Origin of the sequence: Lentzea roselyniae (assembly GCF_039537795.1) — a bacterium.
In the GTDB taxonomy this organism is placed as follows: domain Bacteria; phylum Actinomycetota; class Actinomycetes; order Mycobacteriales; family Pseudonocardiaceae; genus Lentzea; species Lentzea atacamensis.
In genome coordinates, this window is record NZ_BAABBE010000001.1 from 62,791 (window position 1) to 88,805 (window position 26,015).

A 26,015-nucleotide genomic window follows, 5' to 3' on the forward strand; every position below is an offset into this window, starting at 1 on the left:
AGGTCGTTCGTGAGTCGTCGCGCACCACTGCCAGGAACTCGATCCGCGCGGCTGCGAGGTCGCGCAGGTTCCTGATGGCGGCGTCCTCACCGTCGTAGGCGGCCTGAATCGGCCGTTCAGGTCACGCTCCACCCCGCTTTTAGTGAGGAAACACTCAGACCAGACGTGGGCCCGACCAGGCATCCGACCCCGTGTCCCACACTGGGCCGATGGGCGAACATGCGGAACGGGCGCGCCTCGCGGAGTCGGAGAACCCGACTTCGCCGTGGCGGCTGTGGGGGCCGTACCTCTCGGGTCGCCAGTGGGGCACCGTGCGGGAGGACTACTCGCCCGAAGGGGATGCGTGGGCGTCCTTCCCTTTTGACCACGCGCGTGCCCGCGCCTACCGGTGGGGCGAGGACGGCATCGCCGGCATTTGCGACGTGCACGGGTTTCTCAACCTGGCGGTCGCGCTGTGGAACGGCAACGACCCCATCCTCAAGGAGCGGTACTTCGGCCTCACCAACAGCGAGGGCAACCACGGTGAGGACGTCAAGGAGCACTGGTGGGTGACCGATGGGACGCCCACGCACTCGTGGATGCAGGTGGTCTACCGGTATCCGCAGAAGGAGTTTCCGTACGGCCAGCTCCGGGAGATGGCGCGGAATGCCGGGCGGGAGAACCGCGAGCCCGAGCTGGCCGATACCGGGGTGCTCGACGAGAACCGGTTCTTCGACGTCCAGGTCACCTACGCGAAGGCCGACACCGACGACATCTGCGTCGAGATCAGCGCTACCAACCACGGGCCTGATGACGCGCCGCTGCACCTGTTGCCGCAGCTGTGGTTTCGCAACACGTGGGCGTGGGGGCGGGATCAGCGGCCCTGTCAGCTGGTGGCGAGCACGTCCACCGGGCGCAAGGTGACGGCTGACCACGGAAACCTGGGGCGGTACACGCTGCACCTCGACGGGTCACCGTCGATGTTGATGACGGACAACGAGAGCAACGAGATGTCGCTCTTCGGGGCCGAGCGCAACCCGTCGCCGTGGACGAAGGACGGCATCTGCAACTACGTGGTGCACGGCAGCACGTCCACGTGTCAGGTGGCCGGGCCGGACGACGCGGGGGTGGCGGGTACGAAGTTCGCGGCCTGGTACTCGTTCGACCCCGTGGAGCCGGGTGAGACGGTGACGATCCGGCTGAGGCTCGTCGGTGGTGACGGGCACGTGGATCCGTTCGGGCCGAGCTTCGGCGAGACCGTGCAGGCTCGCAAGCAGGAGGCGGACGAGTTCCACGACGCCATCGCGCCGGAAGCGAGCCCAGAAGAGAAGCACGTGCTGCGGCGGGCGCTGGCCGGGTTGATGTGGACGAAGCAGCACTACCGGTTCCGGACGCGCGACTGGCTCGACGGCGACCCGACCAAGCCGGAGGCACCGTCGAGCAGGCGGACGCCCGAGGCGCGCAACGTGCACTGGCGGCACCTCGACGTCGCGGACGTCATCTCCATGCCGGACGAGTGGGAGTACCCGTGGTTCGCGGCGTGGGACCTCGCGTTCCACACGGTTCCGTTCACGCTGGTCGACCCGGCGTTCGCGAAGGAGCAGCTGCTGCTGTTCTGCCGTGAGTGGATGATGCACCCGAACGGCCAGATTCCCGCCTACGAGTGGGAGTTCGGCGACGTCAACCCGCCTGTGCACGCCTGGGCGGCGTTGCAGGTCTACCGGGCGGACGGGAGTCAGGACCGGCAGTTCCTCGCGAAGATCTTCCACAAGCTGCTGCTCAACTTCTCGTGGTGGGTGAACCGCAAGGACGCCGACGGCAGCTACCTGTTCGAGGGCGGCTTCCTCGGCATGGACAACATCGGGCCGGTCAACAGGTCCGAGCCGATGCTGGGCGAGTGGCGGCTGGAGCAGTCCGACGCCACGTCGTGGATGGCCGCGTACAGCCTGCACCTGATGCAGATCGCGCTGGAGCTGGCCCGCGAGGACGAGTCCTACGAGGACGTGGCGACGAAGTTCGTCGAGCACTTCCTGTCGATCGCGGAGGCGTTCACGCACTTCGGGTCGTCGGGCAGCGGGATCTGGCACGAGGAGGACGGCTTCTGCTACGACCGGGTCTCGCGCCGCCGCCCGGACGGCACCGTCGAGTCGGAGCCCTTGCGGGTGCGGTCGATGGTCGGCCTCATCCCGCTCCTGGCGTCAGCGGTCCTCGAACCGTGGGTGCTCAGCGAGCTGCACGGGTTCACCAGCCGGTTGGAGCACCTGCTCAAACGCCGGCCGGAGCTGCGGCAGTTCATCACGTTCCACTACGAGCGCGGCGCGTTCGTGTCGTTGCTGGACGAGCACAAGCTGCGCCGCGTGCTGCACCGGATGCTCGACGAGCACGAGTTCCTCTCGCCGCACGGGATCCGCTCGCTGAGTGCCGCCCACCGCGAGGGCCTGGAGGTCAACGTCGCGGGCCAGGGGCACCGGATGGGCTACGAACCCGGCGAGTCGACCACGCCGATGTTCGGCGGCAACTCGAACTGGCGCGGCCCGATCTGGTTGCCCACCAACGCGCTGCTGGTCGAAGCGCTCAGGACGGTCTGCGCGTTCCACGACGGCACGTTCCAGGTCGAGATGCCGACGCACTCCGGCCGCCACCTCACCGCCGGGCAGGTCGCGGACGAGCTGAGCGACCGGCTCGTCGGGTTGTTCCTGCCGGACCACGACGGGCGCCGGCCGTCGGACGGCAAGCGGATCGAGGCTTCCGAGTCACCGCTTTGGCGCAACCACGTCACGTTCAGCGAGTACTTCGACGGTGACACGGGCGAAGGCCTCGGCGCGACCCATCAGACCGGCTGGACGGCGTTGGTGGCTGGTCTGTTGACCGAACGCACGCGCTGAGCAGCATCATCGTGATCAAATCCTGATCAAGGACGCGCTCGCAGATGGTTACCATTCGGGTGCAATACGTGCAGACGTTGTGTGATCTAGGCTATTTCACGCAAGATTCTGCGGCTCACGAGCCCATTTGACGCAAACTTGTTGCAAGGCAGTGGCCTGTAACACGCACGTGCTGTCCACCACGGCACCTGGGTGGCAGGATCCCGTTCACTCGTCCGCAACAGTTACGAGGAGTGACGCAGTGGCTCGTCGAACCAGGCAGTTGATGGCCATGATCCCGGCATTGGGGCTGGCCGTGATGGCAGCTTCGGGCTGCGCGACTCCGGTGAACCAGGGTTCGGGCGGTTCGAACATCTCGCTGGTGCAGGCCGGCAAGCTCGTCACCTGCACCCACCTCAGCTACAAGCCCTTCCAGTTCAGCCAGGGCGACAAGACCGTCGGCTTCGACGTCGACCTCGTCGACCTGATCGCCAAGGACCTGGGTGTCACCCAGCAGATCTTCGACACCCCGTTCGAGACGATCACCTCGGGCACGTCGTTCAACGCGAACCAGTGCGACCTGGCCGCGGCTGGCATGACGATCACCGACGAGCGCAAGCAGGCGATCGACTTCTCGGAGCCGTACTTCGAGGCCTCGCAGGCACTGCTGGTCAAGAAGGGTTCCGGGTACAAGGACCTCGCCTCGTTGAAGGGCAAGAAGCTCGGCGTCCAGCAGGACACGACAGGTGAGAAGTACGCGAACGACAACGCGGCCGCGAACGGCTACACCGTCGTCCAGTTCGAGGACCTCCCGCTGATGGAGACCGCCGTGCGCACCGGCGCGGTCGACGCGGCGATCAACGACAACGGCGTGCTCTACGACTACGCCAAGGAGTTCCCGGACACCGAGGTCACCACCGAGTTCGCCACCGGTGAGCAGTACGGCATCGGCGTGAAGAAGGGCAACACCGCCCTCCTCGCGAAGATCAACGACGTGCTGAAGAAGGCCAAGGAGAGCGGCGAGTACGACAAGATCTACGAGAAGTGGTTCGGCAAGAAGCCGGAGAAGAAGTAACGGCTTTCCACGGGGCCGGTGCACGCACGACGCGCCGGCCCCGCCGCTTGTCCGAACCACATCGCTAGGAGCCCAAATGGCACTGTCCAGGCGCAAGCGGGCCCAGTACATCCGCTATGTGCAGTACGGCGTGCTGATCGTCGTAGTCCTGCTGGTCGCGTTCCTCGCCGACTGGGGCCAGATCCGGCGCGCGTTCCTGAACCCCGAGATCGCCGCGTCGATGTTCCCGAACGTGATCACGGTGGCGTTGAAGAACACCATCGTCTACACCGCGCTCGGATTCGGGTTCGGTCTCGCGCTCGGGCTCGTGCTGGCGCTGATGAAGCTGTCGTCGGTCGCTCCGTACCGCTGGATCGCCACCGTCTACATCGAGTTCTTCCGCGGCGTGCCCGCGCTGCTGGTCTTCATCGGCATCTACTACGGCGTGCCGATCGCGTTCCAGATGCAGTTCCCGCCGCTGACCACGGTCATGCTGGCGCTCGGTGGCGTCGGCGCCGCCTACATGGCGGAGACGATCCGCGCCGGCCTCCAGGCGGTGCCCAAGGGGCAGGTCGAGGCCGCGCGTTCGCTCGGCATGTCCAGTGGCCGCGCCATGATCACGATCGTGATCCCGCAGGCGTTCCGGATCATCCTGCCGCCGCTCACGAACGAGCTGATCCTGCTGACCAAGGACTCCTCGCTCATCTACATCCTCGGCCTGTTCCGCGAGCAGTACGAGCTCACGAAGTTCGGCCGCGAGACGCTGAGCCGCAGCCCGTCGCTGACGCCGATCCTCATCGCGGGCCTCTGTTACCTGATCATCACGCTGCCGCTCGGCTACCTGTCGCGGTACCTGGAGAAGCGCACGGGCGGGAAGAAGGTGTCCGTCGTATGAGCGAGATCTGCGTGGAGATCTCCGGGCTGAAGAAGTCGTTCGGCCCGCTGGAAGTCCTCAAGAACATCGACCTCAGCGTCAACCGCGGGGACGTCGTCTGCATCATCGGGCCGTCCGGCTCCGGCAAGTCGACGTTGCTGCGGTGCGTGAACCTGCTGGAGGAGCCGAACGGCGGCAAGATCACCGTCAACGGCACGGAGCTCACCGACCCGGACGTCGACATCGACCGGGCGCGCACGAAGATCGGCATGGTCTTCCAGGGCTTCAACCTGTTCTCGCACCTCAACGTGCTGAACAACCTCATGGTCGCGCAGCGCAAGGTGCTCAAGCGCTCGGAGCGCGAAGCCCGCGAGGTCGCCCTGCGCAACCTGGACCGCGTGGGCCTGCGCGACAAGGTCGCCGCGATGCCCGCGCAGCTCTCCGGTGGCCAGCAGCAGCGTGCGGCGATCGCCCGCGCGCTGTCGATGGACCCCGAGGTCATGCTGTTCGACGAGCCGACCTCGGCGCTCGACCCCGAGCTCGTCGGTGACGTGCTCGGCGTGATGCGCCAGCTCGCCGACGAGGGCATGACGATGCTGGTCGTGACGCACGAGATGCAGTTCGCCCGCGAGGTCGCCGACAAGGTGATCTTCATGGACGGTGGCTACATCGTCGAGGAGGGTCCGGCTGCCGAGGTGATCGGCAACCCGCAGGAGGAGCGCACCAAGTCGTTCCTGGCTCGCGTGCTCGACCCGACGCACCACGGTCCGAGCGACCCGGACTAGCCACGTGGCCAGGGGGAGGGTCACCGCGGCGGAGGTGTTGCGGGGACTGTTGGGGGAGAACGACAACTCAGGTGGTGGCGGGTGGCGGTTACCTCGGCGCAAGCCGAGCACCCCGCCCGTCATCCGCGTGGTGGACCGCGTGGTCACCGATGTGCTCGACCTGCGCGCGGTCGAGGTGCCGTACGTGCTCGAGTTCGAGCGCTGCCAGTTCGAGTCGGCACCCGACCTGCGGCAGGCGAACCTCGCCGGCATCTCGTTCAGCGACTGCGATCTGCCGGGTCTCGAAGCGCGCAACCTCAGCAGCAGCAACGACGTCTCGTTGCTCGGCTGCCGGGTCTCCGATCTGGTCGACCTGACCGATGCCGAGATCGCGGGCTCGGTTCTGTTGCGCGACAGCAGGTTCAGCGTGCCGGGCGGGCTGTGCGTGCACGGCGACCGGCTGACCGTGGCGGGCGCGCTGCTCGCGTTCGGCATCCACACCGAGGGCGAGATGCGGCTCGCGGGCGCGCGCATCGGCGGCAACGTCAACCTCGGCAGCGCGATCCTGCAGAACGCCAACGGCTTCACGTTGAACGGCAACGGCATGCAGGTCGGCGGCAACCTGCTCGGCGCGTTCACCTCGCACGGCGTGGTGTTCCTCTCCAACGCCCGGATCAGCTCCACGCTGTCGCTGAGCCGCGCCAAGCTCTCGCGCGGTGACGTGTTCGAGGAGACCACCGACCCGCACGCCGACCCCTCGGCGACGCTGATCCTCGACCGCGTCGACGTGTCCGGCGACCTGGAGCTCGACCGCGACTTCACGAGCCTCGGCACGGTCCGCGCCGTGAACGCCCGCGTCGGCGGCACGTTGTCGCTGGCAGACGCTGTGCTGGACGCCGTGTCGCCACCGGCGGTGGGCACCGACCCGACCGGATCGGGCCGCGCGCTGCACGTCGACGGTGCCGAGATCGGCGGCGACATCGTCGGGCGCGGTGTGCGGATCAAGGGCCAGCTGCGCATGGTCGACACGCACGTGCGCGGCAGCATCACGATCGAACGGGCCGTTGTGGACAATCCGGCCGCGGACGCCCTGCTGACCAACCGCTCGCAGATCGGCAGCAACTTCGTGGTGCGCGAGTCGGAGATCTCCGGTGGTCTGGAGCTGCGCGGCATCACCGTGGGCGCGAACCTCGACCTGCGCGGCAGCCGCCTGATCAAGCCGGGCACGTACCGCCACCAGCCGCGCGAGAAGCCGTCGCTCGACATCGGCGGCGCCACGATCGGCCGCGACCTCATCTGCGCGCGCGGCGAGAGGGAGTTCGTCGCGCACGGCGGCGTGCGGTGCCGTCGCGCGACCATCGGCCGCATGGCGAACTTCAACGGCGCCGTGCTCGGCTACAAGCTCGACAGCCACGCGTTGAACGCCATGGGCATGCAGGTCCAGGAGCTGATGGTCAACGTCGTGTCGCCCCCGAAAGGCCTCGTGACACTGCGGCAGGCGCGCTGCACCTCGTTGGACGACAACGAGAACTTCTGGAACGCCACCGGTTTCATCGACCTCGACGACTTCCGCTACGACTCGCTCGCCCACCCGATCCACCTGCGCGACGACGCCCAGGTCGAGCAACGGCTGCGCTGGCTCCGGCAGGCCATGCGCCGCAGCTACCACCCGCGCCCGTACGACCAGTTCGCCGAGATGCTGACCGCGTCCGGCAACGAGGAGCACGCCTCGACCGTGCTGATCGAGAAGCAACGCCTGCGGTACCGCGCGGTCGCCGAGGGCATGCGGTTCCTTGGACCGCTGGTGCTGGTGTGGAGCTTCCTGCAGCGCTCGATGGTCGGTTACGGCTACCGCCCGGCGCGCGCACTCGGGTGGCTGATCGCGGCGTGGGTCGTGGGCAGCATGTGGTTCCAGTTCAAGGGACCGCTGGTGGTGATCAACGACGACGACCACCTGCCGTGGAACGCGTGGCTCTACACGATCGACCTGGTGGTGCCGATCGTCGACTTCGGCAACAAGAACCGCTGGCAGACCCCCGGTGCGTCGCAGTGGATCGCGTCCGGGCTCATCGTGACGGGCTGGATTCTGGCGACCACGGTGGCTGCGGGCCTCACGCGGATGCTCAAGAGATAACGCCACCATCGGGTTATTTCATCTGGTGCTGAACGATGGTGCGATCGTTCGGTGATCTCCGCCGAGTCCACCGAGCTGTTCGTCGGGCCTCGGACCGCGCTGCTGCAGGTGGTGCGCGTGACGTCGCCTGCGTTGGCAGGACCGGTGCACGCGCACGTCTCCGGTCCGGGCCTGCACTCGGCGCGGCACGGCGGTTCGCTCGTGCCAGGACCGTTCGGTTACGAGATCGCGGTCGACGTCTCCGAGCACGCCCCCGGCTCCGTGGTGCCCGCCCAGGCCGTCGTGCGGTCGGCCTCTGGCGAGGACTCGTGCTCGTTTTCGCTGGTCGTCGGCTCGCCCGGGTGGACAGTGCACCTGGTCGGGCACGTGGCGGCGGACGCGCCCTTCCCGGTGCTGCGGGCGCATCTGGACCTGGCGCTGACCGATCCCGCCTACCGATTCGCCGTGACGTCCGTGGAGTTGCTGCAGCCGTACTGGGACACGTTCCCGCAGCACCGCTCGCTGCTGTTGCGGCTGATCTCCGAGGGCCGGGTCGAGGTCGTCGGCTCTCAGTCCAATGTGGTCGGTGTGTCGCCGTTGCTGTCCTCGCTGCCGTCCGGGACGGCGTTGGAGGCGTCTTCACTGGGTGAGGCCGAGCGGTCGGTCTACTCGTCGTTCCTGGCGCTGCGGTCCTCGGCGTCGTCGCCGCACGTGATGCTGCCGATCGGACCGCCGCGTTCGATGCCCTCGCCGTGGATGACCGCGATCCACCACGACTGGAGCGCGCGCTACACGTGGCCGCGGATCATCTGCTCGTTGCCGCGCGACTACTACGTGCGCGGGTCCGTGCCGGTGCCGCCTGCTCCGCTCGACGACTCACCGGCAGCGGTGTTCGCATCGCATGCCGCCCGGCTCACCGGGGCGAACTATCCGACCGCCGCTCTTGAGCGTGCTGCTGTGGCGCATCCTCGTGAGGCCTTCGACCTGCACTCGGACATCATCGCGCGGTCGCTTTCGGCATTGACGTCCACAGTGGACTCGTCGGTGGTCGTCTGGAACCCGCTGGACGTGCCGTGCACCGATGTCGTGTCCGTACATCTGCCGTCCCCTCGGAACGTGCACGTGGCGCACGGCGATGAAGTGCTGCCGACGTTGGTGGACGGGACCACCGTGACGTTCCTGGCCAGAGACGTACCGGCACACGGGTGGCGAACGTGTTCGCTCGTCGAGGACGACGTCGACCACGGGTGGAAGCGCGGCTTCGGCAACGAGATCGCGTCCACTCACCACGTGCTCTCCTACGACCCGATCGCTTCGTTGGTCGCGGTTGACGGCCCAGCGTTGGAGCCTCCCCAGCTGACCGGACCGGTGACGGTCTGGCACAGCGAGGTCGGGGAGAAGATGGTCGGGTCCTCGACCTTCACGTTGTGGCACGAGGTCGACCACCTCGGACCTTCCCCGCTCGTGGGCGTCCTGGGATCGCGCTCGCCGGAGCAGGGCTCGTTGCCTTCCGTGGCGCCGCGGCTGTCGATGGCAGGGCCGCCGCTCGGTCCCGTGTCGCCCGCCGTCACGCCGGTGTTCGCGCGGTACTGGTTGCACGAGCCCGCTCCGTTGGGAGGGCTTGCCGCGAACGTGCACCTGGAGGTGCTCAGCCCGACCCGGCTGCGGGTGGTCGCGGTGTCCGACGGTGATCCGTTCGAGGGCGTGGTCCGGTTGTCGCTGCCGGACGGCTGGTCGGCTTCCTGGGACACGCTGCCGGTGTCGCTGCCCGCCGGTGGCCACACCTCGGCCGAGGTGCGACTGGTCCCGCCGCGGACTCCCGGCTGCCACCCGGTGCGGGCCACGTTGGAAGGGCTGCCGTTCGAGGTCTACGACGTGGTGCTGCTGACCGTGCCGGAGTGGGACTTCGAGGATCCGGTCGAGGTGCTGTGGGTGGCGTCGGCGCCTTCGGTGGTGTCCGTCGCGCCCGGCTCGTCCGCGGTGCTGCGGGTCGTGCTGGCTTCCAGCGCGCACGGTGACCTGCCGGTGCAAGCACGGATTCTGTCGCCGCGAGAGACGTGGGAGTTGGTCGGGCCGTTCTGCGTTTCCGGTCTTCTGCCCGCTCGGGGACGGGTGGCGCTCGACTTCACGGTCTCGGCACCGGCGTGGGCGTCTGCCGGGTCGTGGCCGGCGGTGGTGAAGGTGGCGGCCGGTGAGCTGGTCAGGGCCACCGCGGTGATCCGCCTCGAAGTCGCTGGTTAGCATGGATCACCGTGACTGATCTGGTGCTGGCACTGGACTTCGGCGGCACCAAGATCGCTGCCGCTCTGGTTGATCCCTCGGGCTCCGTGGTGCGGTCGTCGCGGGTGCCCACGCCCGCCTCCGATCCCTGGGACGCTGTCGTGTCCGTGGTGTCGTCGGTGGTGGCGGGCTCTGCCGTTTCGGGCGTGGGGATCGCCTCTGCCGGGCCCGTGGACACCGTCGCCGGCACCGTTTCACCGATCAACGTGCCCTCGTGGCAGGCCTTCCCGCTGCGCGCCGCGGTGTCGTCGTTGTTCCCCGGTGTCCGGGTCGAGCTCGCCGGCGACGGGGTGTGCATGGCGCTGGGCGAGCACTGGCGCGGGGCCGGGCAGGGCAGCACGTTCATGGTCGGGCTGGTCGTGTCGACCGGTGTCGGTGGCGGGCTGGTGCTGGACGGACGGCCGTTCGGAGGCCGGACCGGGAACGCCGGGCACATCGGTCACATCGTCGTCGAGCCGGACGGCGAACCGTGCACGTGCGGTGGGCGCGGGTGCGTCGAGACCGTGGCCGGTGGGCCTCGGATGGTGGCCTGGGCCCGGCGTGCCGGGTGGCAGGCTCCTGATGACGCGGACGCGGCTGTGCTGGCCGCGGCGGCGCTGGCAGGAGAGGAGATTCCGCTGGAGGCGTTCGACCGGGCCGGGCTGGCGGTCGGGATGGCGATCGCCGGGGCTGCCGCCGTGTGCGACCTGGACCTGGCCGTGATCGGCGGTGGCGTGGCCCAGGCCGGGGAGTTGCTGTTCGAGCCGGTGCGGCGGGCGTTGAAGACGCACGCCGGGTTGTCCTACCTGGCCGGGCTCGAGGTGCGGGCCGCGCAGCTGGGCGGGGAGGCAGGGCTGGTGGGGGCGGCCGCCCTCGTTCGTTAGCTGACCTGGCGCGTGTGGCGGAGCGGGGACTCCACCCGAGCCACCGCGACGCCTGCCGCGTCCAGGGCCGCGCGTACCGTGCGGGCGATCTCCACGGCGTTGGGGGTGTCGCCGTGCACGCAGATCGAGTCGGCCGCGATGCGCACCGGACGTCCGCTGACGCTGCGCACCCAGCCCTCCGTCGCCAGCTGGACGCACCTCGCCGCGATCTCCGCCGGGTTCCGCAGGACGGCGCCCGGCTCGCCGCGCGGTACGAGCGTTCCCGCCGAGGTGTAGGCGCGGTCGGCGAACGCCTCGTGCCACACCCGCAGGCCGGCCACCGAGGCGCGCTTCAACCACACGGCGCCTGGTGGGCCCAGCACCGCCAGTGCCGGATCGAACAGCCGGACGGCGTCCACCACGGCATCCGCCTGGGCCTCGTGGCGGACCAAGGCGTTGTAGAGCGCGCCGTGCGGCTTCACGTAGGACACACGGGTGCCGGCTGCGCGGGCGAAGACCGACAGGGCGCCCAGCTGGGCCAGCACCTCGTTGGTCAGGGTGTCCGGTGCTACGTCGATGAACCGGCGACCGAAGCCCGCCAGGTCCCGGTAGCCGACGTGCGCTCCCACCGCGACACCGGCCTCCGCGGCCTGGGCGCACACCTCGCGCATCGTGTCGGCGTCGCCGGCGTGGTAGCCGCAGGCGACGTTTGCGCTGGTCACCACGGACAGGAGCGCTCGATCATCGCCCAGCGTCCAGTGGCCGAAGCCCTCGCCGAGATCTGCGTTCAGGTCCATGGCGGTCCTCCAACGCTTGCAGGTTTGTTGGATCGTTGGATTGTTGAACGATTCTACGATACTGCAATAGAACGATCCTGCAATAGACTTGGCAGGTGACGGAGACGTGGGTGTCGACGCTGGCGCAGGGAAAAGCCGGCCTGGAGCGGGCCAGTACCGCGCAGAAGGTCGCGGACATGCTGCGCGAGCGGGTGCTCGACGGCGAGCTCGCACCTGGCCTGCGACTCAGCGAGGAAGCCATCGGCGGCGCGCTGGGGGTCAGCCGCAACACGCTGCGGGAGGCGTTCCGGCTGCTCACCCGCGACCGGCTGCTGGTGCACGAGCACAGCCGGGGCGTGTTCGTCCGCAGGCCCACCGGTGACGACGTGCGTGACCTCTACGCGGCGCGCAGGGTGATCGAGTGCGGCGCCCTGCGGCTGTGGAACGGCGTGACGGAGGCGCAGCGCGAGGCCGTCCGGGCTCCCGTCCGCCAGGCCGTCGCCAGGGCCGAGAAGAACGACTGGACGAAGGCCGGGTCGGCGAACATCCAGTTCCACCGCGGCATCGTCGGGCTGGCGGGCAGCACGCGGCTGAGCGACGAGTCCGACCGCCTCTTCGCCGAGCTCATGCTCGCCTTCCGGGTGGCTCAGGAGATCAACGACTTCTACCAGACGTACGTGCCGTGGAATCGTCGGATTGTCGAATTGTTGAACAACAGCGAGATCGACGAGGCGGTCGACCAGCTCAACGAGTACTTCGACGCCGCGGAAGAGGACCTTGTCCAGCGTCTCGACGCGAATTAGTCCAAAGAGAACGTTAAGACGAGTGCAACGATTCCGATCACGGAGCTGACGGCACGTCTCATCAGGCCTAACATCCGCGCAACACCGCGTACACGGAGGGCCCACCATGCCGTCGGATCCCAAGACCGGCTTGCGCTGGAGCAACTGGAACCTGCTGCTGATAGTTCCGCTGCTCATGCTCATCACGCCGTGGTTCAACTTCGACCAGCCCCGGCTGTTCGGGATGCCGTTCTTCTACTGGTACCAGTTCGCGTTCGTGCCTCTCGGCGTGCTGTGCGTCGCCCTGGTCTACATCAAGACCAAGGACGCGCCCGTCGTCACCGGCAAGCCGGACAAGCTGGGCGTTGACGACCTCGACGAGGGAGCGAAGTGATGCAGTGGACTGAGCTGATCGTTTTCAGCGCCCTCTTCCTGCTCGTCACGGTCATGGGCTTCGTGGCGGCGCGGTGGCAGAAGGGCGACACCCTCGACCACCTCGACGAGTGGGGCCTCGGCGGCCGCAAGTTCGGCAGCTGGATCACGTGGTTCCTGGTCGGTGGCGACCTCTACACGGCCTACACGTTCGTGGCGGTGCCGGCGCTGATGTTCGGCGCGGGCGCGACCGGGTTCTTCGCGTTGCCGTACACGGTCATCCTCTACCCGATCGTGTTCCTGCCGCTGGTGCGCATGTGGTCGGTCAGCCGCGTGCACGGGTACGTCACGCCGGCGGACTTCGTGAAGGGCCGCTACGGCTCGCACTGGCTGGCGCTGCTCATCGCGATCACCGGCATCGTCGCGACCATGCCGTACATCGCGCTGCAGCTGGTCGGTCTCGAGGCCGTGCTGCGCAGCATGGGCCTGAACGGCTCCGGCATCCTCGGCCACCTGCCGCTGTTCATCGCGTTCGTGATCCTGGCGCTGTACACCTACCAGTCGGGTCTGCGGGCGCCGGCGCTCATCGCGTTCGTCAAGGACATCCTGATCTACCTGGTCATCCTCGTCGCGATCATCTACCTGCCGTCCAAGTTCGGCGGCTGGGGCGAGATCTTCAACGACGCGCAGGCCAAGTTCGACGCGACGCCGGCCAAGACCGACGGCATCCTGCTCAACAGCAACAACCAGCTGCAGTACGCCACGCTGGCGCTGGGCAGCGCGCTCGCGCTGTTCCTCTACCCGCACTCGCTGACCGGCATCCTGGCCAGCCGCGGCCGCAACGTCATCAAGCGCAACATGGTCGCGCTGCCGGCGTACTCGCTGGTGCTGGGCCTGCTGGCGCTGCTGGGCTACGTCGCGATCAGCGCGGGCACCAAGCCGATCGTCAACCAGGCGACCGGCCGGCCCGACACCAACACGATCGTGCCCGAACTCTTCGGCGCGAACTTCCCGTCGTGGTTCGCGGGCATCGCGTTCGCGGCCATCGGCATCGGCGCGCTGGTGCCGGCGGCGATCATGTCGATCGCGGCGGCGAACCTGTGGACGCGCAACGTCTACAAGGAGTACATCCACAAGCGCGCCACCCCGGCGCAGGAGGCCAAGCAGGCCAAGCTCGCCTCGCTGGTCGTGAAGTTCGGCGCCGTGGCGTTCATCGTGTTCGTCGACCCGCAGTTCTCCATCGACCTGCAGCTCATCGGCGGCGTGATGATCCTGCAGACGCTGCCGGCGGTCGCGATCGCGCTCTACACCCGCTGGTTCCACATCTACGGCCTGGTCGCGGGTTGGGTCGCGGGTATGGGCTACGGCATGTGGCTGCTCTACAACATCGGCAACCCGGCCATCGGCAAGGCGCACTTCGCCGGTTCGGCACTGCCGATGGGCCAGCTGTCGCTCTTCGGCTGGCACCCGTTCGGCGGCTCCACGCTGACGATCTACGTCGGTGTGCCGGCGCTGGCGGCGAACCTGCTGGTCGCCGTGGTCGTCACGCTGATCGCCAAGAAGATGCGCGTCTTCAACGGCACGGACCAGACCGATCCGTCCGACTACCACGTCGACGAGGACAGCCCGCGGGTCAAGCCCGTCGCCGCCCACTGAGACGCAGCAGTTAACGGTATGGGCCACCCGCCGGTTTCGACGGGTGGCCCTTTCCGTTGAGATCAGTGACGTGAAAATCATCGCCGGACTCGTCATCGCGGCAGGCCTCACGGTCGTGCCGGGCGTCGCCCACGCCCAGGACGCCCCCTGCTACGACACCACCGTCCCGTTGACCGTCGAGGAACAGCGGCTCGACGACACACTCGTTCCCGGCGGCCCCGCCGTCGGGCCCTCTCTCGTGAAGCTCGCCGGGTTCGACGGCCGCGTCACGGACTTCACCTCCAAGCTCTGCCGGCAGGTCGTGCAGAAGCAGGCTCAGCAGTTCGTGGAACGCGAGGGCAACGCGCTGTGGAAGGCCGCTGTCGCCCGCGCCCAGAGCGCCCAGCCGTTGCGGCACGACGCTTACGACGACCGCCCGCTGTACTGGGCACGCCTGCAGCTCACCACCGCGCTGCGCCAGTGGAAGCCGCGGTTCTCCCTTTCGGTGCACGACCGCGCGAAGCTGGTCCAGCGGTTCGACTGGGCCTCGCGCGGGTTGAGCGACTCCGCGTTCCCCGCCAGGCCCGGCGTACGCAAGGTCGCGGTGACCGGCTTCGACCCGTTCCAGCTCACCGAAACCAACGTGCGGCGCGCCAACCCGGCCGGTGCGGCGGCGCTGCAGCTCGACGGCCGTGAGATCAGCACTCCGTCCGGCAAGGTCGTGCTGCAGGCGGCCGTGCTGCCGGTGCTGTGGGGCGGGTTCGACGAGGGGATCGTCGAGCAGTTCTACGGATCCGCGCTGGAGCAGAAGCCCGACGCGTTCGTGACGGTCAGCCAGGGCCGGCCCGGCCGCTTCGACATCGAGCGGTGGGCGGCGCGCTGGCGTGGCGGTTCGCCGGACAACAACAACGTCGGTTCGTACGGCAGCGTCCCCAACGCCGCGGGCTGGCCGCAGCCGCCTCACGAGTTCATCGAGACCTCGCTGCCGTCCCAGAAGATGATCGACGCGGGCACCGGCCCGTTCCCCGTGGTGCTGAACCGGAGCTTCTGCGAGTGGGTCGTCGTCGGCGCCACGCAGGACTGCCGGACGGACTCGCCGACGCCGGGCCGTGTCGCGGCCGTCGGCGGTGGAGGCAACTACCTCTCCAACGAGAGCATGTACCGGGCCAACCGCGTGCGAATCGGTTACGGCGCAACGAGTGTCCTCGGCGGACACCTCCACACGCCGGTGCTGGGCCAGCCCGCAGACCCGGCCGCGCTGACGGACTCGGCGTTCGAAAAACAGCGTCGGGACATCGCCGATCAGGTCAAGGCCCTAGTCTCTGTGGTGTGACTCGTGTGCGGCTGGCGGTGGCAATCATCCTGAGCGCGGTGGGGCTGAGTGCCTGCGCCATCCAGGTCGGAGGCCAGGCCGTCCCGGGCCCGATGCCGTCCACCGCCGCCGCGGACACGCCGACGCTGCCCAAGGTGGGGCAGTGCATGAACTCCTCGGAGCTCAAGGCGATCGACTGCGCCGCGAGCCACGACGCCGAGGTGATGGCGGTCGGCGAGATGTCCGGCATGCCCTCGGCCTACCCGGACACCCAGGCGCTGCGCAAAGCCGCGCTGCCCCCGTGCTACGCGGCGATCAACGACTACCTCGGCAGCCAGGACGCGGGCGCGACCAGGCTGCAGGTCTGGGCGTTCTGGCCGAACGAGGCGAGCTGGAAGAAGGGCGAGCGCTGGCGGCTGTGCACCGTCGTCGAGCTCGCCCCCGAAGGAAAAGCCCTGGCACGCAAGGGTTCCCTGAAGGGCGTCCTCAAGGGGTCGAGCTTCAACACGTACCAGATCTGCCTCGCCGGCTCGCCGTCGAAGGACTCGGACGTGAAGCCGACGGCCTGCAACGGGCCGCACATGGCAGAAGCCGTGCCCGCCGGCATCGTGCCGCTGGGCAAGTACAACGACCCCACGCCGTCCAAGGATCAGATGAGCGCCATCGCCAAGGACAAGTGCACCAAGGCCGTGCACGACTACGTCGGTTCGGACAAGCGCACCGACGTGTTCCCGGCGTGGCGCATGCCCGGATCCCAGGGCTGGTCAGAGGGTTGGACCTACGCTATCTGCTACGCGGAGGCCACCAAGACCTTCAACGGCACTCTCCTCGGCCTCCGCGACAACCCGCTCCCGAACTGATCCGGCGATCACGACCATCAGCACGGCGGCCAGGGACAGCACCAGCATCGCGATTCCTGCGATCCCCACGGCACACCTCCCCTTCCTCCGGTGACGATCTTTGTGACCGTCATCACGTAACTAAGACGTTCCCGGAAGGGGCCGGGTTCATTCCTGGAGCAAGACCATTTGCAGAACCTGTGGAGAAGTCCCCAGGGCTGTCCACAGCTATCCACAACATGTGCACAGAGCCGTCCACACCTGTGGACAACTTCGTCTCAAATGGACGGTGAGCTGCACTGATTCAGAGAAAATTGCTGCACAGGACCACGCCAGCGGCGGTACCGATCGCTAAACCGAGGACGAACACGAGCGTGTAGCGCCACCACGGCGTGCGGGCCGGCGGTGCGGGCGGCACCGGGTAGTAGCGCACGATGCCCTTGGCCGGTCCCACCTCGACGTCGCGACTGGTGCCGTCGTAGTGGAGCCCGCCGAGGAGGTCCTCGTCCTGCGTCACACCACTAGTAGTACCTCAAAAAGGTGACCCAGCGGTCGCCGTTGACCGCTGGGTCACCAAACACCTGAGAACGATCAGCCCAGGCGCTGCTTCAGGGCCGCCAGCTCGTCGCGGAGCGTGGTGGGCACCTTCTCGCCGATCTTCTCGAACCACTCCTCGACCAGCGGGATCTCGGCACGCCACTCGTCGGCGTCGACCGCGAGCGCGGCCTCGATGTCCTCGCGCGGCGCGTCCAGGCCCTCGAGGTCCAGGTCGTCCGCCGTCGGCACGTAGCCGATCGGCGTCTCCTGGGCGGCGGCCTTGCCCTCGATGCGCTCGATCGCCCACTTCAGGACGCGCGAGTTCTCGCCGAACCCGGGCCACAGGAAGCGCCCAGGCTTGTCAGACACAGTGTCGCCGCGGCGGAACCAGTTGACGTAGAAGATCTTCGGCAGCTTGTCGGCGTCGGCGCGCTTGCCCAGGTCGACCCAGTGCTGGAAGTAGTCACCGGCGTTGTAGCCGATGAACGGCAGCATCGCCATCGGGTCGCGGCGCACGATGCCGGTCTTGCCGACCGCGGCGGCCGTGGTCTCCGACGACAGCGTGGCGCCCATGTAGGTGCCGTGCTGCCAGTCGCGCGACTCGGTGACCAGCGGGATCGTCGTGGCGCGGCGGCCACCGAAGAAGATCGCCGAGATCGGCACGCCCTTGGGGTCGTCCCACTCCGGCGCCTTGATGTCGCACTGCTCGATCGGCGTGCAGTAGCGCGAGTTCGGGTGCGACGACAGCTCGTCGCTGTCCGGCGTCCAGTCCTGGTGCTTCCACGAGGTCAGGTGGGCCGGGGGCTCGCCCATGCCCTCCCACCAGATGTCGCCGTCGTCGGTCAGCGCGACGTTGGTGAAGAGCGAGTTGCCCTTGGCGATGGTGCGCATCGCGTTCGGGTTCGTGTGGTAGTCGGTGCCGGGCGCGACGCCGAAGAAGCCGTTCTCCGGGTTCACCGCGTAGAGGCGGCCGTCCTCGCCGAAGCGCATCCACGCGATGTCATCACCGAGCGTCTCGACCTTCCAACCGGGGATGGTCGGCTCGAGCATCGCGAGGTTGGTCTTGCCGCAGGCCGACGGGAACGCGGCGGCGATGTAGTACGCCTTGTTCTCCGGCGAGGTGAGCTTGAGGATCAGCATGTGCTCGGCGAGCCAGCCCTCGTCGCGCGCCATCACGGACGCGATGCGCAGCGAGTAGCACTTCTTGCCGAGCAGGGCGTTGCCGCCGTAGCCGGAGCCGAAGCTCCAGATCTCGCGGGTCTCCGGGAAGTGCGAGATGTACTTGGTGTCGTTGCACGGCCAGGCGACGTCCTGCTGGCCCGCCTCGAGCGGCGCGCCGAGCGAGTGCAGTGCCGGGACGAAGTCCGCGTCCTCACCGAAGAGCGCGAGTGCCTTGGTGCCCATGCGGGTCATGATGTGCATCGAGACGACGACGTACTCCGAGTCGGTGATCTCCACACCGAGCATCGGCTTCTCCGCGTCCAGCGGGCCCATGCAGAACGGGATCACGTACATCGTGCGGCCACGCATGCAACCGCGGTACAGCTCGGTCATGATGGCCTTCATCTCGGAAGGGTCCATCCAGTTGTTCGTCGGGCCCGCGTCCACTTCGCGCACCGAACAGATGTACGTGCGCTCTTCGACGCGTGCGACGTCGCTCGGGTCCGAGGCAGCCCAGAACGAGTTCTGCTTCTTCTTCAGCGGCACGAACGTGCCGGCGTCGACGAGCTTCTGCGTGAGACGGTCCCATTCGCCCTGGGACCCGTCAGCCCAAACAACCTCGTCGGGGCAGGTCAGCTCAGCGACTTCCTGAACCCATGCGAGCAAGCGCGCGTGGTTGGTAGGTGCGTGTTCGAGACCGGGAATGGTCACTGCCGTCATCTCGTCTCGTCTCCTGACTGAACGCCTCGGCTGCCCGAGGACGCGGTGGGCCGTCCGGTGTGGGGACTTCGTCGTCCTCGGGAATAGCTCCAGACGCCCGGTGGGGCCGGGCGTGCGTGGAAGGGGATGGATCGAGGTTAGCCCGGTGAATGGCAGGTAACGCACCCCCAGCCTGTCGCTTCTCTCACAAAACCGATTCTGGAATCGATTCAGCACTCGGACGGCGGTTAAGGCGCGCTTGAGGTAGGAAAAACACAAGAGGCCCCGGTGCGGTTCTCACCACACCGGGGCCTGTGACCTGCGCTTCAGTTCGGGCTGATCCACTGCCCGGTGGTGGAATCGATTCGGACGACGCCCTCGAACCGTTCTTCCTCGAACCAGTCGTCCGACTCGTCCAGAATGCCGCTCTTGGAGTCCGTCACGTACCGGCCGTCGGCCTCGATGTGCCCGTGCTCGACCTCGACCCAGTCGTCACCGCGGTGCTCGGACATGGTGACCTCGCCCGATCGTGTGATCTCGGTCGCCACGTCGGCCCGCCCGTCGCCGTTCTTGTCGGTGAACAGCCAGGTGTCGCCGTCGTCGTCGCGAACCACCGCGGTGTCGGCCTTGCCGTCGCCATCGGTGTCCTCGGTCGCCTGACCGACGTTTCGATCGCCTTCGTCGGTGTGCACGACAATGGTCTGCTGAGGCGCGGAATTTGTTTTCTGTTGCTGAGTGTCGTTCGGGTCGACGGCAACCCACTCACCCGAATTCTCCTCGAACCGAGCCTGGCTGAGAAGTTTGCCGTCCTTGTCGAACGTGCTCATCAGATCCGCGTCGCCGTCACCGTTCGTGTCGGTGAACGCGAGGTGGCCACCGTCGTCCGTCTCGACCACGGCGGAGTCGTTCACGCCGTCGTCGTCGAGGTCGAAGGTGACGTCGGCGGTGTACTCCTCGTCCTCGACGGTCACCTTCAGCTCGGCGTCGGCCGCACCGTTCTCGTCGATGTACACCGGGACACACCTCCTGCGCTCTTGCGTACCGGTATGACCCACGTTATGCCGGTTTGGTTCCCTCGCCAACCTCGTGCCGGTCCGGGTGGGAACCGATCATCAGCAGGCACAGCGTGGTCACGGCGGCGACGAGGCCCGCCAGCAGCAACATGGGTGGCAACGTCGGCGAGGTGGGCGGAGGTGCCGCGACGACCGCGGAACTGGTCGTCGTGGTGGGCGCGGAGGTGGTGGGCACGGGTTGCTGCGCGACCGGCTGCCGGACGGGCGGCGGTGGCGGAGCCTGCGCTGTCGTCTCCTGGGCAAGCACGACGATCTGCGCCCGCATGTCCGGGTGGACCGAGCAGATGTAGTCGAACGTGCCCGCTGGGTGAAGGTGAACGACCACGACTGCCCTTTGGCGAGCATCGGCGACCGGAACGTGCCGCCCGCGACGTCGTGTGCCGCCTCGTCCTGGTTCGTCCAGGTCACGACATCGCCCACACGCACGGTCATCGTGACGGGGGCGTAGGCGTAGCGCGCGATCGGGATCTGGTGGTTCTCGGCGGCGCGGACGCGAACCCGAGCACGACGACCACGGTGCCCACCAGGGTCGCCGCCACCACCTGGTCTCGCTGCAGCTGCATGCTTCACAAGCGAATCAGCGTCGAATTAACCGGCATTCCCGATTCGTGACGGATCGGTGAACTCATATCTGCCACAAATGTTTTGCACCGCGCACGTCCGGACACATGCATTTAAGTTACCCCGGCGACATCGCTCTGAGCAGCCAAAATGAGCATTGCTCGATTAAGCTTGCACGATCTCACCGGTGAACCGTAACCCGTGTGCGGGCCGCTCGTTGATGGCCTTTCAGGCCCTGTCGCGAACCGATCGAATTCGTGCCAGCAACTCTTCCGCCTTCGATCGGCCCGACTCCACCTCGGCCAGTTGCCGGGTCACCGACTGCAGCTCGCGCCCACGTTCACCGGCCTCCATCCGCAGCGCCTTGTCGACCTCGCGGAGTTCCACCTCGATGGCCTCGATGCGCTTGGCGAGGGCCTCGTCCAAGGCCAGTGACAAGGCCTGCTCGGCCTCGATCAGCTGCTCGGCGGCGATCTGGTCCACCGTGGAGCGTGCGTCGGTGATGGCGTCGGACAGCCATTGCTTGACGTGCTGCTTCTCGGCCGTGTGGGTCCGGGTGCGGGCCATCCACCAGCCGGCGCCGAGTCCCAGGGCGATGGTCACCGGCAGGACGATCGGGTTCAGCACCGCGATGCCGAGGCCGGCCAGGGGCATCACGGCGAGCTTGCCGGCGCCCAGGCCACCGGACACGCCCATGAAGACGAGGAGCTTGTCCTCGGCTGTCGGTGGGCGCTTCTCCTTGGGGCGCAACACGACCGGGGGCTGCTCGCCGCGGGCGAACTGGCCGCGGATCAACGTCAGTTCGTCGGCGCTGAACATCGTCGCCAGCACCACGTCGGTCACCTGGGAGAGGCGCACCGACAGGGCGGTGGAGATGCGGCGCGACACCACCTGCAGGGCCGTGTCGACCTGTTGGGGCAGCACGGCCAGGGCGGCGCGGTCGGCGGTGTCGATGGCCTGCCGGTACCAGGTCTGGAGGTCACGCATCTGGCGGGAGATCTCGTGGGAGTTCTCCACTCGGGCGCGCTGGATCTCGCCGCGCAGGCGGACCTGCCAGCCTCGGGTGGACGAACGGCGTTCGGTCTGCAGTTCCTCGCGGCGGGCGCGCAGGACAACTGCCTCGTCCTCACCCACGGACAGAGCGCGCTTCTCGTGCTCAAGGCGAACCACGAGCTCGTCCAGAACCGTCGAGAGAGCGCGCAGAGCGTTGGCCTCGGCCAGCATTCCGGAGCGACCGGCCACCAGCTCCTGCAGGAAGGTCTGCAGAGAGGCGATGCCGGAGCGTTCGCGGAGCATGGCGGCGGCGTCCGGGTTCGGGGCCTGGGCCGCCAGGTCGAACATGCGGGACGACACGGGGTGGAAAGGGGCGTCGGCGAAGCGCGGGGCGTGCTCGGCCAGCAGGGCGCGGTCGGCGTCGAGGACCTGGCGCCAGCCGCGGTACTGGTCGGTCTTGGTCAGGGCGAAGACGACGGTCTCGACGCGGTCGCCGACCCGCTTGAGGAAGTCCAGCTCGCCTCGGGTGAAGGGGGACGAGGCGTCGACCACGAAGACGAGGGCGGTGGCCGAGGTGACGGCTTCCAGCGCCAGCTCGCCGTGCACCGACTCGAGTCCGCCGACGCCCGGAGTGTCCACAACGGACATGCGTTCCAGCAGCGGGATCGGCGCGTCCACCTCGACGTAGCGCGGGGGCAGCTCGCCCTCCGGCAGTTCGTGGGCGGCGGAGACCCAGTTGATCAGCGCGGGCAGCGGGAACGTCACCGGTGCGAGCAGGCCCGGGTAGCAGGCGCGGGCGGCCCAGTCGGGTCCGTGCTGGAAGACCAGGTAGGTCGACGTGGCCACGTCTGCGTCCACCGGAGACAGGCCAGGAGTGGCCAGCAGGGCGTTGACGAGTGACGACTTGCCGCGGTTGGTCTCGCCGACGATCACGACGGACGACACCTCCGGCGCGGAACGCCTGGTGACCCAGTCGGCCATGGACGGGTCGAGCTCGCGCACGAGAGAGGTGAGACGTTCGCGCGTCTGCCGGACGGTCTGGGGAAGTGTGCTCATCGGGCCGTGTAGACCGTCACGATCGGAGCCCGCAGGACACGCCCGCGGTCGCAGAAGCCCGGCACCTCGGTCTCGGCGACCAGGCCCTGCAACGAGGCGTCGTCGGTCGGCACCGTGCCGCCCGCCTCGTGCAACGACGGGTCGAAGCGCTCTCCGTCGGCACGCACGGCCACGACCCCTATGGTCGACAGGCCTTCCTCGATGCGCTGGACCACACCCGCACTGGCGCGGTCCAGCGCGTACAGGCACAGCTGGACCAGCGCGCGGCGTTCGGCCAGCGCCTGGTCGAGCAGCTCGTCGGCAATGGTCTCCACACCGTCGTCCGACGCCAGACCGGTGGGATCGGTTCCACTCACGCTCATCGGTGCCCCCCAGCACGCAGTTGCTGCCAGATGAGGAAATACGCCCTGTGGACGACGTGCGCCACCCGAGCCTGCGCCGGCGTCGCGCCGAACGAGGCGAACGAACGCCACCAACCGGCGCGTTCCAGTGCGTGTGCGACCAGTTCAGGCAGGGGCCGGCCGGTCAGGCCCAGCTGACCGGCCACGTCCGGAGTGCTGCCGACACGCAGAACCTCCTCCGTCAGGTCCGGTGCCAGCGTCACCGCGCCGGACGACACCAGCGTCAGCGCCTCCAGGAGCCGCAGCTGGTGCGCCTCCGGCCGGGCCAGCAGCACTTCGATCGCGTCGTGCACCCGCTGCCGTTCACCGGGGTCGCCCGAGGCCAGCGAGGTGACCGACGCCAGCGCGGCCGCCGCCTTGATGCCGTCGGCCCGCGCCCGGAACACCGCGTCCAGCCGTCCGCGCACCGCGGCGAACCCGGAGGCGTCGAACAGAACGCGACGCAACGCGCCGGCGGTCAGCGCGGGCTCGGCGTCCAACGCCTCCAGAGCGCGGCCGATGCCGTAGAGGTCGAGCTTCTCGAGCAGCCTCGACCGCACGCCCGCCGCGACGTCGCAGTCCCACGAGGTGAAGAGGTCGCCGGACATCAGCATCATCGTGCGGGTGTCCGCGTCCAGCGCCGCGAGCTGACGCAACGCCTCCGCGTCCGCGGACGTGAACTCGCCGGTCTCCGCGGACTCGGCGAGCAGGCTGATCACGGGCAGCACGTCGGCGACCCGCGGCTTCAGCAGCGCGGCCTGCTTGCCCGCGAGGATCTCCGCGGCCCGCCAGACGTCGCCGTCCGACCCCTCCACGGTTTCCGGCGCCACGGCGTCGACCTTGTTCAACGCGGCGATGGCGTTGACCGGCCCCGCCTCGCGAGAAGCTGTCGCGGCGGTGAAGGCGGCCAGCGTCGAGTGGTCGTCCGCGCGCACGCCCTGCGTCACGACGTAGAGAACTGCCTCCGCACCCGCGACGGCGTTGCGGGACACGGGATCCAGCAGTTCCTCGGTGCGGGCGACCGAAGCCGCGTCCAGCGACCCGAGACCTGGCGTGTCGATGACGGTGAAGTCGCGCAGCACCGCGTTCGTCAGGTACGCCTCGATGTGCGAAATGCCTTCCACGCCAAGAGACGCGGGGATCATGCCGTTGGCGTCGAACGGCAGTACCTGCCGTCGGCCGTCTCGCAACACCACTTCGATGCGGTCGACCGTTCCGTACTGATAGCGCGTCACGAGCCGTGTGCACTCGCCGACGTCGGTGGGCGCGACCCGGCGTCCGATCAGCGCGTTGACCAACGTCGACTTTCCGGACTTGATCCGTCCCGCCACCGCCACCTGCAACGGCGCGTGCAGACGCCGCAACACTTCCTGGAATCCACGAGCGGTCTGCTGGGAAACCTGTGGTTGCAAAGCAACACACAAGTTGGCCACCGCCGCGCACAGCGGTCCGGCCAGCTGTTGTCCCTGCAACGCCGTCACGAGCACTGATCGTGCCACGGTTTGTAGGTGTGCGTGCGCGGGTAGCCACAGCCCATGGAAGACAGCTACGTGACGTTCCTAGTGCTGGGGATCGTCCTGGTCGTCGTTGACGGCCAGCTGATCTACCACAGCGGCAAGGGATACCTGAGGCGCGCGTACGACGACGAGCAGGCCGGAGCCATGATGCGGCTGACGGCTGTGCTGTTCCACCTCGTCGTGCTCGGGCTCCTGGCGCTGGTGTCGATCATCAACGTCGAGACCGGCGACCCGGTGAAGAACGTGGTCGTGAAGCTGGGTGTGGTGCTGTTGCTGCTGGCACTGGCTCACGGCGTCACGATGGCGATCCTGTCCAGGATTCGGGACCGCCAGATCCAGCAGCAGCTCGCCGACCAGATGGCCGAGGAGCACCGCATCTACGAGGAACGCCACGCACACATCGGCGAACCGCGACCCGCGCCCAAGATCGAGTCGCCTTACTCAGCCACGTAGTGGGCACGCACGGCGTCCAGCGCCTCCCCCTCGCTGGCGCCGAGTGACCGAGCGACGGCGACGAACTCCGCCGCGGCGGCGGAGAGCGGGTCCGGTGCATGCGAGGGCAGGGCGGCCACCACGGTGCCCTGCCTTCGTCCTGTCGTGAGCACGCCCTCGGTCTCCAGCTCGCGGTACGCCCGCGCGACCGTGCCGGCCGCGAGGCCGAGGTCGGCGGCGAGCTGCCGGATGGTCGGCAACCGCGAGCCGACGGGCAGCACGCCACCGCTGATCAGCCGCGCGAGCTGGTCGCGGACCTGACGCCAGGGCGCGACGCCGTTCTCGACGTCGACGACGATTCGTGGAGCACTCACTTCGCGATCTTCGCTGGTGCGGGCTTGGTGTTGGCCATCGCGATCCACGCAAGAATGCCGATGAACCCCCACAGGCCGAGGATCAGCACTCCGGCCACTCCGGCACCCAGCCCTGCCGACACATGCACGCTGCGGGTGCGCAATGCCATGTCGACGACCTCGTCGCCGGTCGCAGGGCGGGTCACGGCAGCCCAGATGATCACGCCGACCACCGCAGCCGACAACCCCAGCCACCCGGCCAGACCCCACCGCTGGCCGACGCCGAGGTAAACCGCCGCGGCCAGCACGATCACCACGTAGGAGATCAGCACCCACTTCGAGGCGATGTCGAACAACCCTCGTGGGGTGAGCGTCGCCACCCGGCGAGCCGACCGCGGAGGTCGCAGTGCCAGCAGCTCGGCGAGCAACGTGCCCGCGAGCACGGTGACCACGATGTCGCCGTGCCCCTCGCCCAACGGGGTGAAGTACCCGATCGCCGGGTAGAGCCACGGGTAGAGCAGGCGGCGGCGCTTGAGGTACCGAACGGCGTCCTCCACCTGCGCGTCCGTGGGATCAGGCACCTCCCACTTCTTCAGCAGGCGCTTGCCGTTCGCCGCGGTCGGCCACAGCAGCACGAGCAGCATCAACCCGACGAACACGAAGACGACCACTGCTGCCCAGCGATCACTCACCGCACACCCCCGACTTTGTATCGACCCCTTGACACAATAACTCACACTGGAGTCGTACGCAGCGTCATTCCGTGG

23 protein-coding genes are annotated in these 26,015 nt (G+C 68.2%); 13 read left to right on the top strand and 10 right to left on the bottom strand.

Going from position 1 to position 26,015, the window contains the following annotated elements:
• The first annotated feature begins 209 nt into the window (after window positions 1-209).
• The 7 genes from ABFX45_RS00340 (at window position 210) to ABFX45_RS00370 (ending at window position 10,791) form a co-directional block, all read left to right on the top strand.
• Window positions 210-2,864, top strand: a complete 2,655-nt coding sequence (locus tag ABFX45_RS00340) for an MGH1-like glycoside hydrolase domain-containing protein (RefSeq protein WP_109629759.1) — start codon at window positions 210-212, stop codon at window positions 2,862-2,864.
• A gap of 241 nt (window positions 2,865-3,105) precedes the next feature.
• Window positions 3,106-3,918 carry a basic amino acid ABC transporter substrate-binding protein gene (locus ABFX45_RS00345; protein ID WP_346126767.1) on the top strand — a complete coding sequence of 271 codons (813 nt, stop codon included), beginning with the start codon at window positions 3,106-3,108 and terminating at the stop codon, window positions 3,916-3,918.
• Window positions 3,919-3,994: 76 nt separating this feature from the next.
• Window positions 3,995-4,792, top strand: a complete 798-nt coding sequence (locus tag ABFX45_RS00350) for an amino acid ABC transporter permease (RefSeq protein ID WP_109629767.1) — start codon at window positions 3,995-3,997, stop codon at window positions 4,790-4,792.
• Window positions 4,789-5,556: an amino acid ABC transporter ATP-binding protein gene (locus ABFX45_RS00355; protein WP_109629770.1), complete on the top strand. Its 768-nt coding sequence runs from the start codon at window positions 4,789-4,791 to the stop codon at window positions 5,554-5,556. Before ABFX45_RS00350 ends, ABFX45_RS00355 begins: the two co-directional genes overlap by 4 nt.
• Window positions 5,557-5,560: 4 nt before the next feature.
• On the top strand, window positions 5,561-7,669 hold the full coding sequence (locus ABFX45_RS00360) for a hypothetical protein (protein WP_109629773.1): 2,109 nt from the start codon (window positions 5,561-5,563) through the stop codon (window positions 7,667-7,669).
• 51 nt (window positions 7,670-7,720) lie between these two features.
• Window positions 7,721-9,889 carry an NEW3 domain-containing protein gene (locus tag ABFX45_RS00365; protein ID WP_109629776.1) on the top strand — a complete coding sequence of 723 codons (2,169 nt, stop codon included), beginning with the start codon at window positions 7,721-7,723 and terminating at the stop codon, window positions 9,887-9,889.
• 11 nt (window positions 9,890-9,900) lie between these two features.
• The gene (locus tag ABFX45_RS00370) at window positions 9,901-10,791 is read left to right on the top strand and encodes an ROK family protein (protein ID WP_109629781.1); all 891 of its coding nucleotides are present in this window, start codon (window positions 9,901-9,903) and stop codon (window positions 10,789-10,791) included.
• Here the strand turns inward: ABFX45_RS00370 and ABFX45_RS00375 are convergent.
• Window positions 10,788-11,567 carry a LamB/YcsF family protein gene (locus tag ABFX45_RS00375; RefSeq protein WP_109629784.1) on the bottom strand — a complete coding sequence of 260 codons (780 nt, stop codon included), beginning with the start codon at window positions 11,565-11,567 and terminating at the stop codon, window positions 10,788-10,790. The genes ABFX45_RS00370 and ABFX45_RS00375 overlap by 4 nt on opposite strands.
• A 95-nt stretch (window positions 11,568-11,662) precedes the next feature.
• Between ABFX45_RS00375 and ABFX45_RS00380 the strand changes: the two genes are divergently transcribed.
• The 5 genes from ABFX45_RS00380 to ABFX45_RS00400 all read left to right on the top strand — a co-directional run bounded on the left by ABFX45_RS00380 (window position 11,663) and on the right by ABFX45_RS00400 (window position 16,507).
• The gene (locus ABFX45_RS00380; RefSeq protein WP_211337115.1) at window positions 11,663-12,349 is read left to right on the top strand and encodes a GntR family transcriptional regulator; all 687 of its coding nucleotides are present in this window, start codon (window positions 11,663-11,665) and stop codon (window positions 12,347-12,349) included.
• 106 nt (window positions 12,350-12,455) lie between these two features.
• Window positions 12,456-12,722, top strand: coding sequence for a DUF3311 domain-containing protein (locus ABFX45_RS00385; protein WP_109629787.1), 267 nt, complete (start codon window positions 12,456-12,458; stop codon window positions 12,720-12,722).
• Window positions 12,722-14,356: a monocarboxylate uptake permease MctP gene (gene mctP / locus ABFX45_RS00390; protein ID WP_109632941.1), complete on the top strand. Its 1,635-nt coding sequence runs from the start codon at window positions 12,722-12,724 to the stop codon at window positions 14,354-14,356. The genes ABFX45_RS00385 and mctP overlap by 1 nt, the downstream gene beginning before the upstream one ends.
• Window positions 14,357-14,426: 70 nt before the next feature.
• Window positions 14,427-15,668 carry a pyroglutamyl-peptidase I gene (locus ABFX45_RS00395; protein ID WP_346126773.1) on the top strand — a complete coding sequence of 414 codons (1,242 nt, stop codon included), beginning with the start codon at window positions 14,427-14,429 and terminating at the stop codon, window positions 15,666-15,668.
• Window positions 15,665-16,507 carry a septum formation family protein gene (locus tag ABFX45_RS00400; protein WP_170154697.1) on the top strand — a complete coding sequence of 281 codons (843 nt, stop codon included), beginning with the start codon at window positions 15,665-15,667 and terminating at the stop codon, window positions 16,505-16,507. Before ABFX45_RS00395 ends, ABFX45_RS00400 begins: the two co-directional genes overlap by 4 nt.
• Before the next feature lie 283 nt (window positions 16,508-16,790).
• On the opposite strand, the gene ABFX45_RS00405 is transcribed toward ABFX45_RS00400, so the two are convergent.
• From ABFX45_RS00405 to ABFX45_RS00435, 7 genes are all read right to left on the bottom strand, one after another.
• Window positions 16,791-17,003 carry a hypothetical protein gene (locus ABFX45_RS00405; RefSeq protein WP_109629790.1) on the bottom strand — a complete coding sequence of 71 codons (213 nt, stop codon included), beginning with the start codon at window positions 17,001-17,003 and terminating at the stop codon, window positions 16,791-16,793.
• Between the two features lie 74 nt (window positions 17,004-17,077).
• Entirely contained in the window at window positions 17,078-18,904 is a 1,827-nt protein-coding gene (locus ABFX45_RS00410) for a phosphoenolpyruvate carboxykinase (GTP) (protein ID WP_112226469.1), read from the bottom strand.
• Between the two features lie 305 nt (window positions 18,905-19,209).
• Window positions 19,210-19,896, bottom strand: coding sequence for a hypothetical protein (locus ABFX45_RS00415; protein WP_109629796.1), 687 nt, complete (start codon window positions 19,894-19,896; stop codon window positions 19,210-19,212).
• A 43-nt stretch (window positions 19,897-19,939) separates the two neighbouring features.
• Window positions 19,940-20,281 (bottom strand): cupredoxin domain-containing protein, encoded by a 342-nt coding sequence (locus ABFX45_RS00420; protein ID WP_146231364.1) that lies wholly within the window; start codon window positions 20,279-20,281, stop codon window positions 19,940-19,942.
• Between the two features lie 464 nt (window positions 20,282-20,745).
• Window positions 20,746-22,566, bottom strand: coding sequence for a dynamin family protein (locus ABFX45_RS00425; protein ID WP_346126777.1), 1,821 nt, complete (start codon window positions 22,564-22,566; stop codon window positions 20,746-20,748).
• Window positions 22,563-22,928 (bottom strand): nucleotide exchange factor GrpE, encoded by a 366-nt coding sequence (gene grpE / locus ABFX45_RS00430; RefSeq protein WP_109629805.1) that lies wholly within the window; start codon window positions 22,926-22,928, stop codon window positions 22,563-22,565. The genes ABFX45_RS00425 and grpE overlap by 4 nt, the downstream gene beginning before the upstream one ends.
• Window positions 22,925-24,427 carry a dynamin family protein gene (locus ABFX45_RS00435; protein ID WP_346127313.1) on the bottom strand — a complete coding sequence of 501 codons (1,503 nt, stop codon included), beginning with the start codon at window positions 24,425-24,427 and terminating at the stop codon, window positions 22,925-22,927. Before ABFX45_RS00435 ends, grpE begins: the two co-directional genes overlap by 4 nt.
• A gap of 54 nt (window positions 24,428-24,481) precedes the next feature.
• Between ABFX45_RS00435 and ABFX45_RS00440 the strand changes: the two genes are divergently transcribed.
• Window positions 24,482-24,916: a hypothetical protein gene (locus ABFX45_RS00440; RefSeq protein WP_109629808.1), complete on the top strand. Its 435-nt coding sequence runs from the start codon at window positions 24,482-24,484 to the stop codon at window positions 24,914-24,916.
• Here the strand turns inward: ABFX45_RS00440 and ABFX45_RS00445 are convergent.
• Together ABFX45_RS00445 and ABFX45_RS00450 are read right to left on the bottom strand one after the other, a co-directional pair.
• On the bottom strand, window positions 24,901-25,269 hold the full coding sequence (locus ABFX45_RS00445; protein WP_346126780.1) for a GntR family transcriptional regulator: 369 nt from the start codon (window positions 25,267-25,269) through the stop codon (window positions 24,901-24,903). The two genes, ABFX45_RS00440 and ABFX45_RS00445, sit on opposite strands and share 16 nt — an antisense overlap.
• A complete protein-coding gene (locus tag ABFX45_RS00450) occupies window positions 25,266-25,940 on the bottom strand; it encodes a hypothetical protein (protein ID WP_346126782.1) in 675 nt (224 codons plus the stop codon). The genes ABFX45_RS00445 and ABFX45_RS00450 overlap by 4 nt, the downstream gene beginning before the upstream one ends.
• Between the last annotated feature and the right edge of the window lie 75 nt (window positions 25,941-26,015).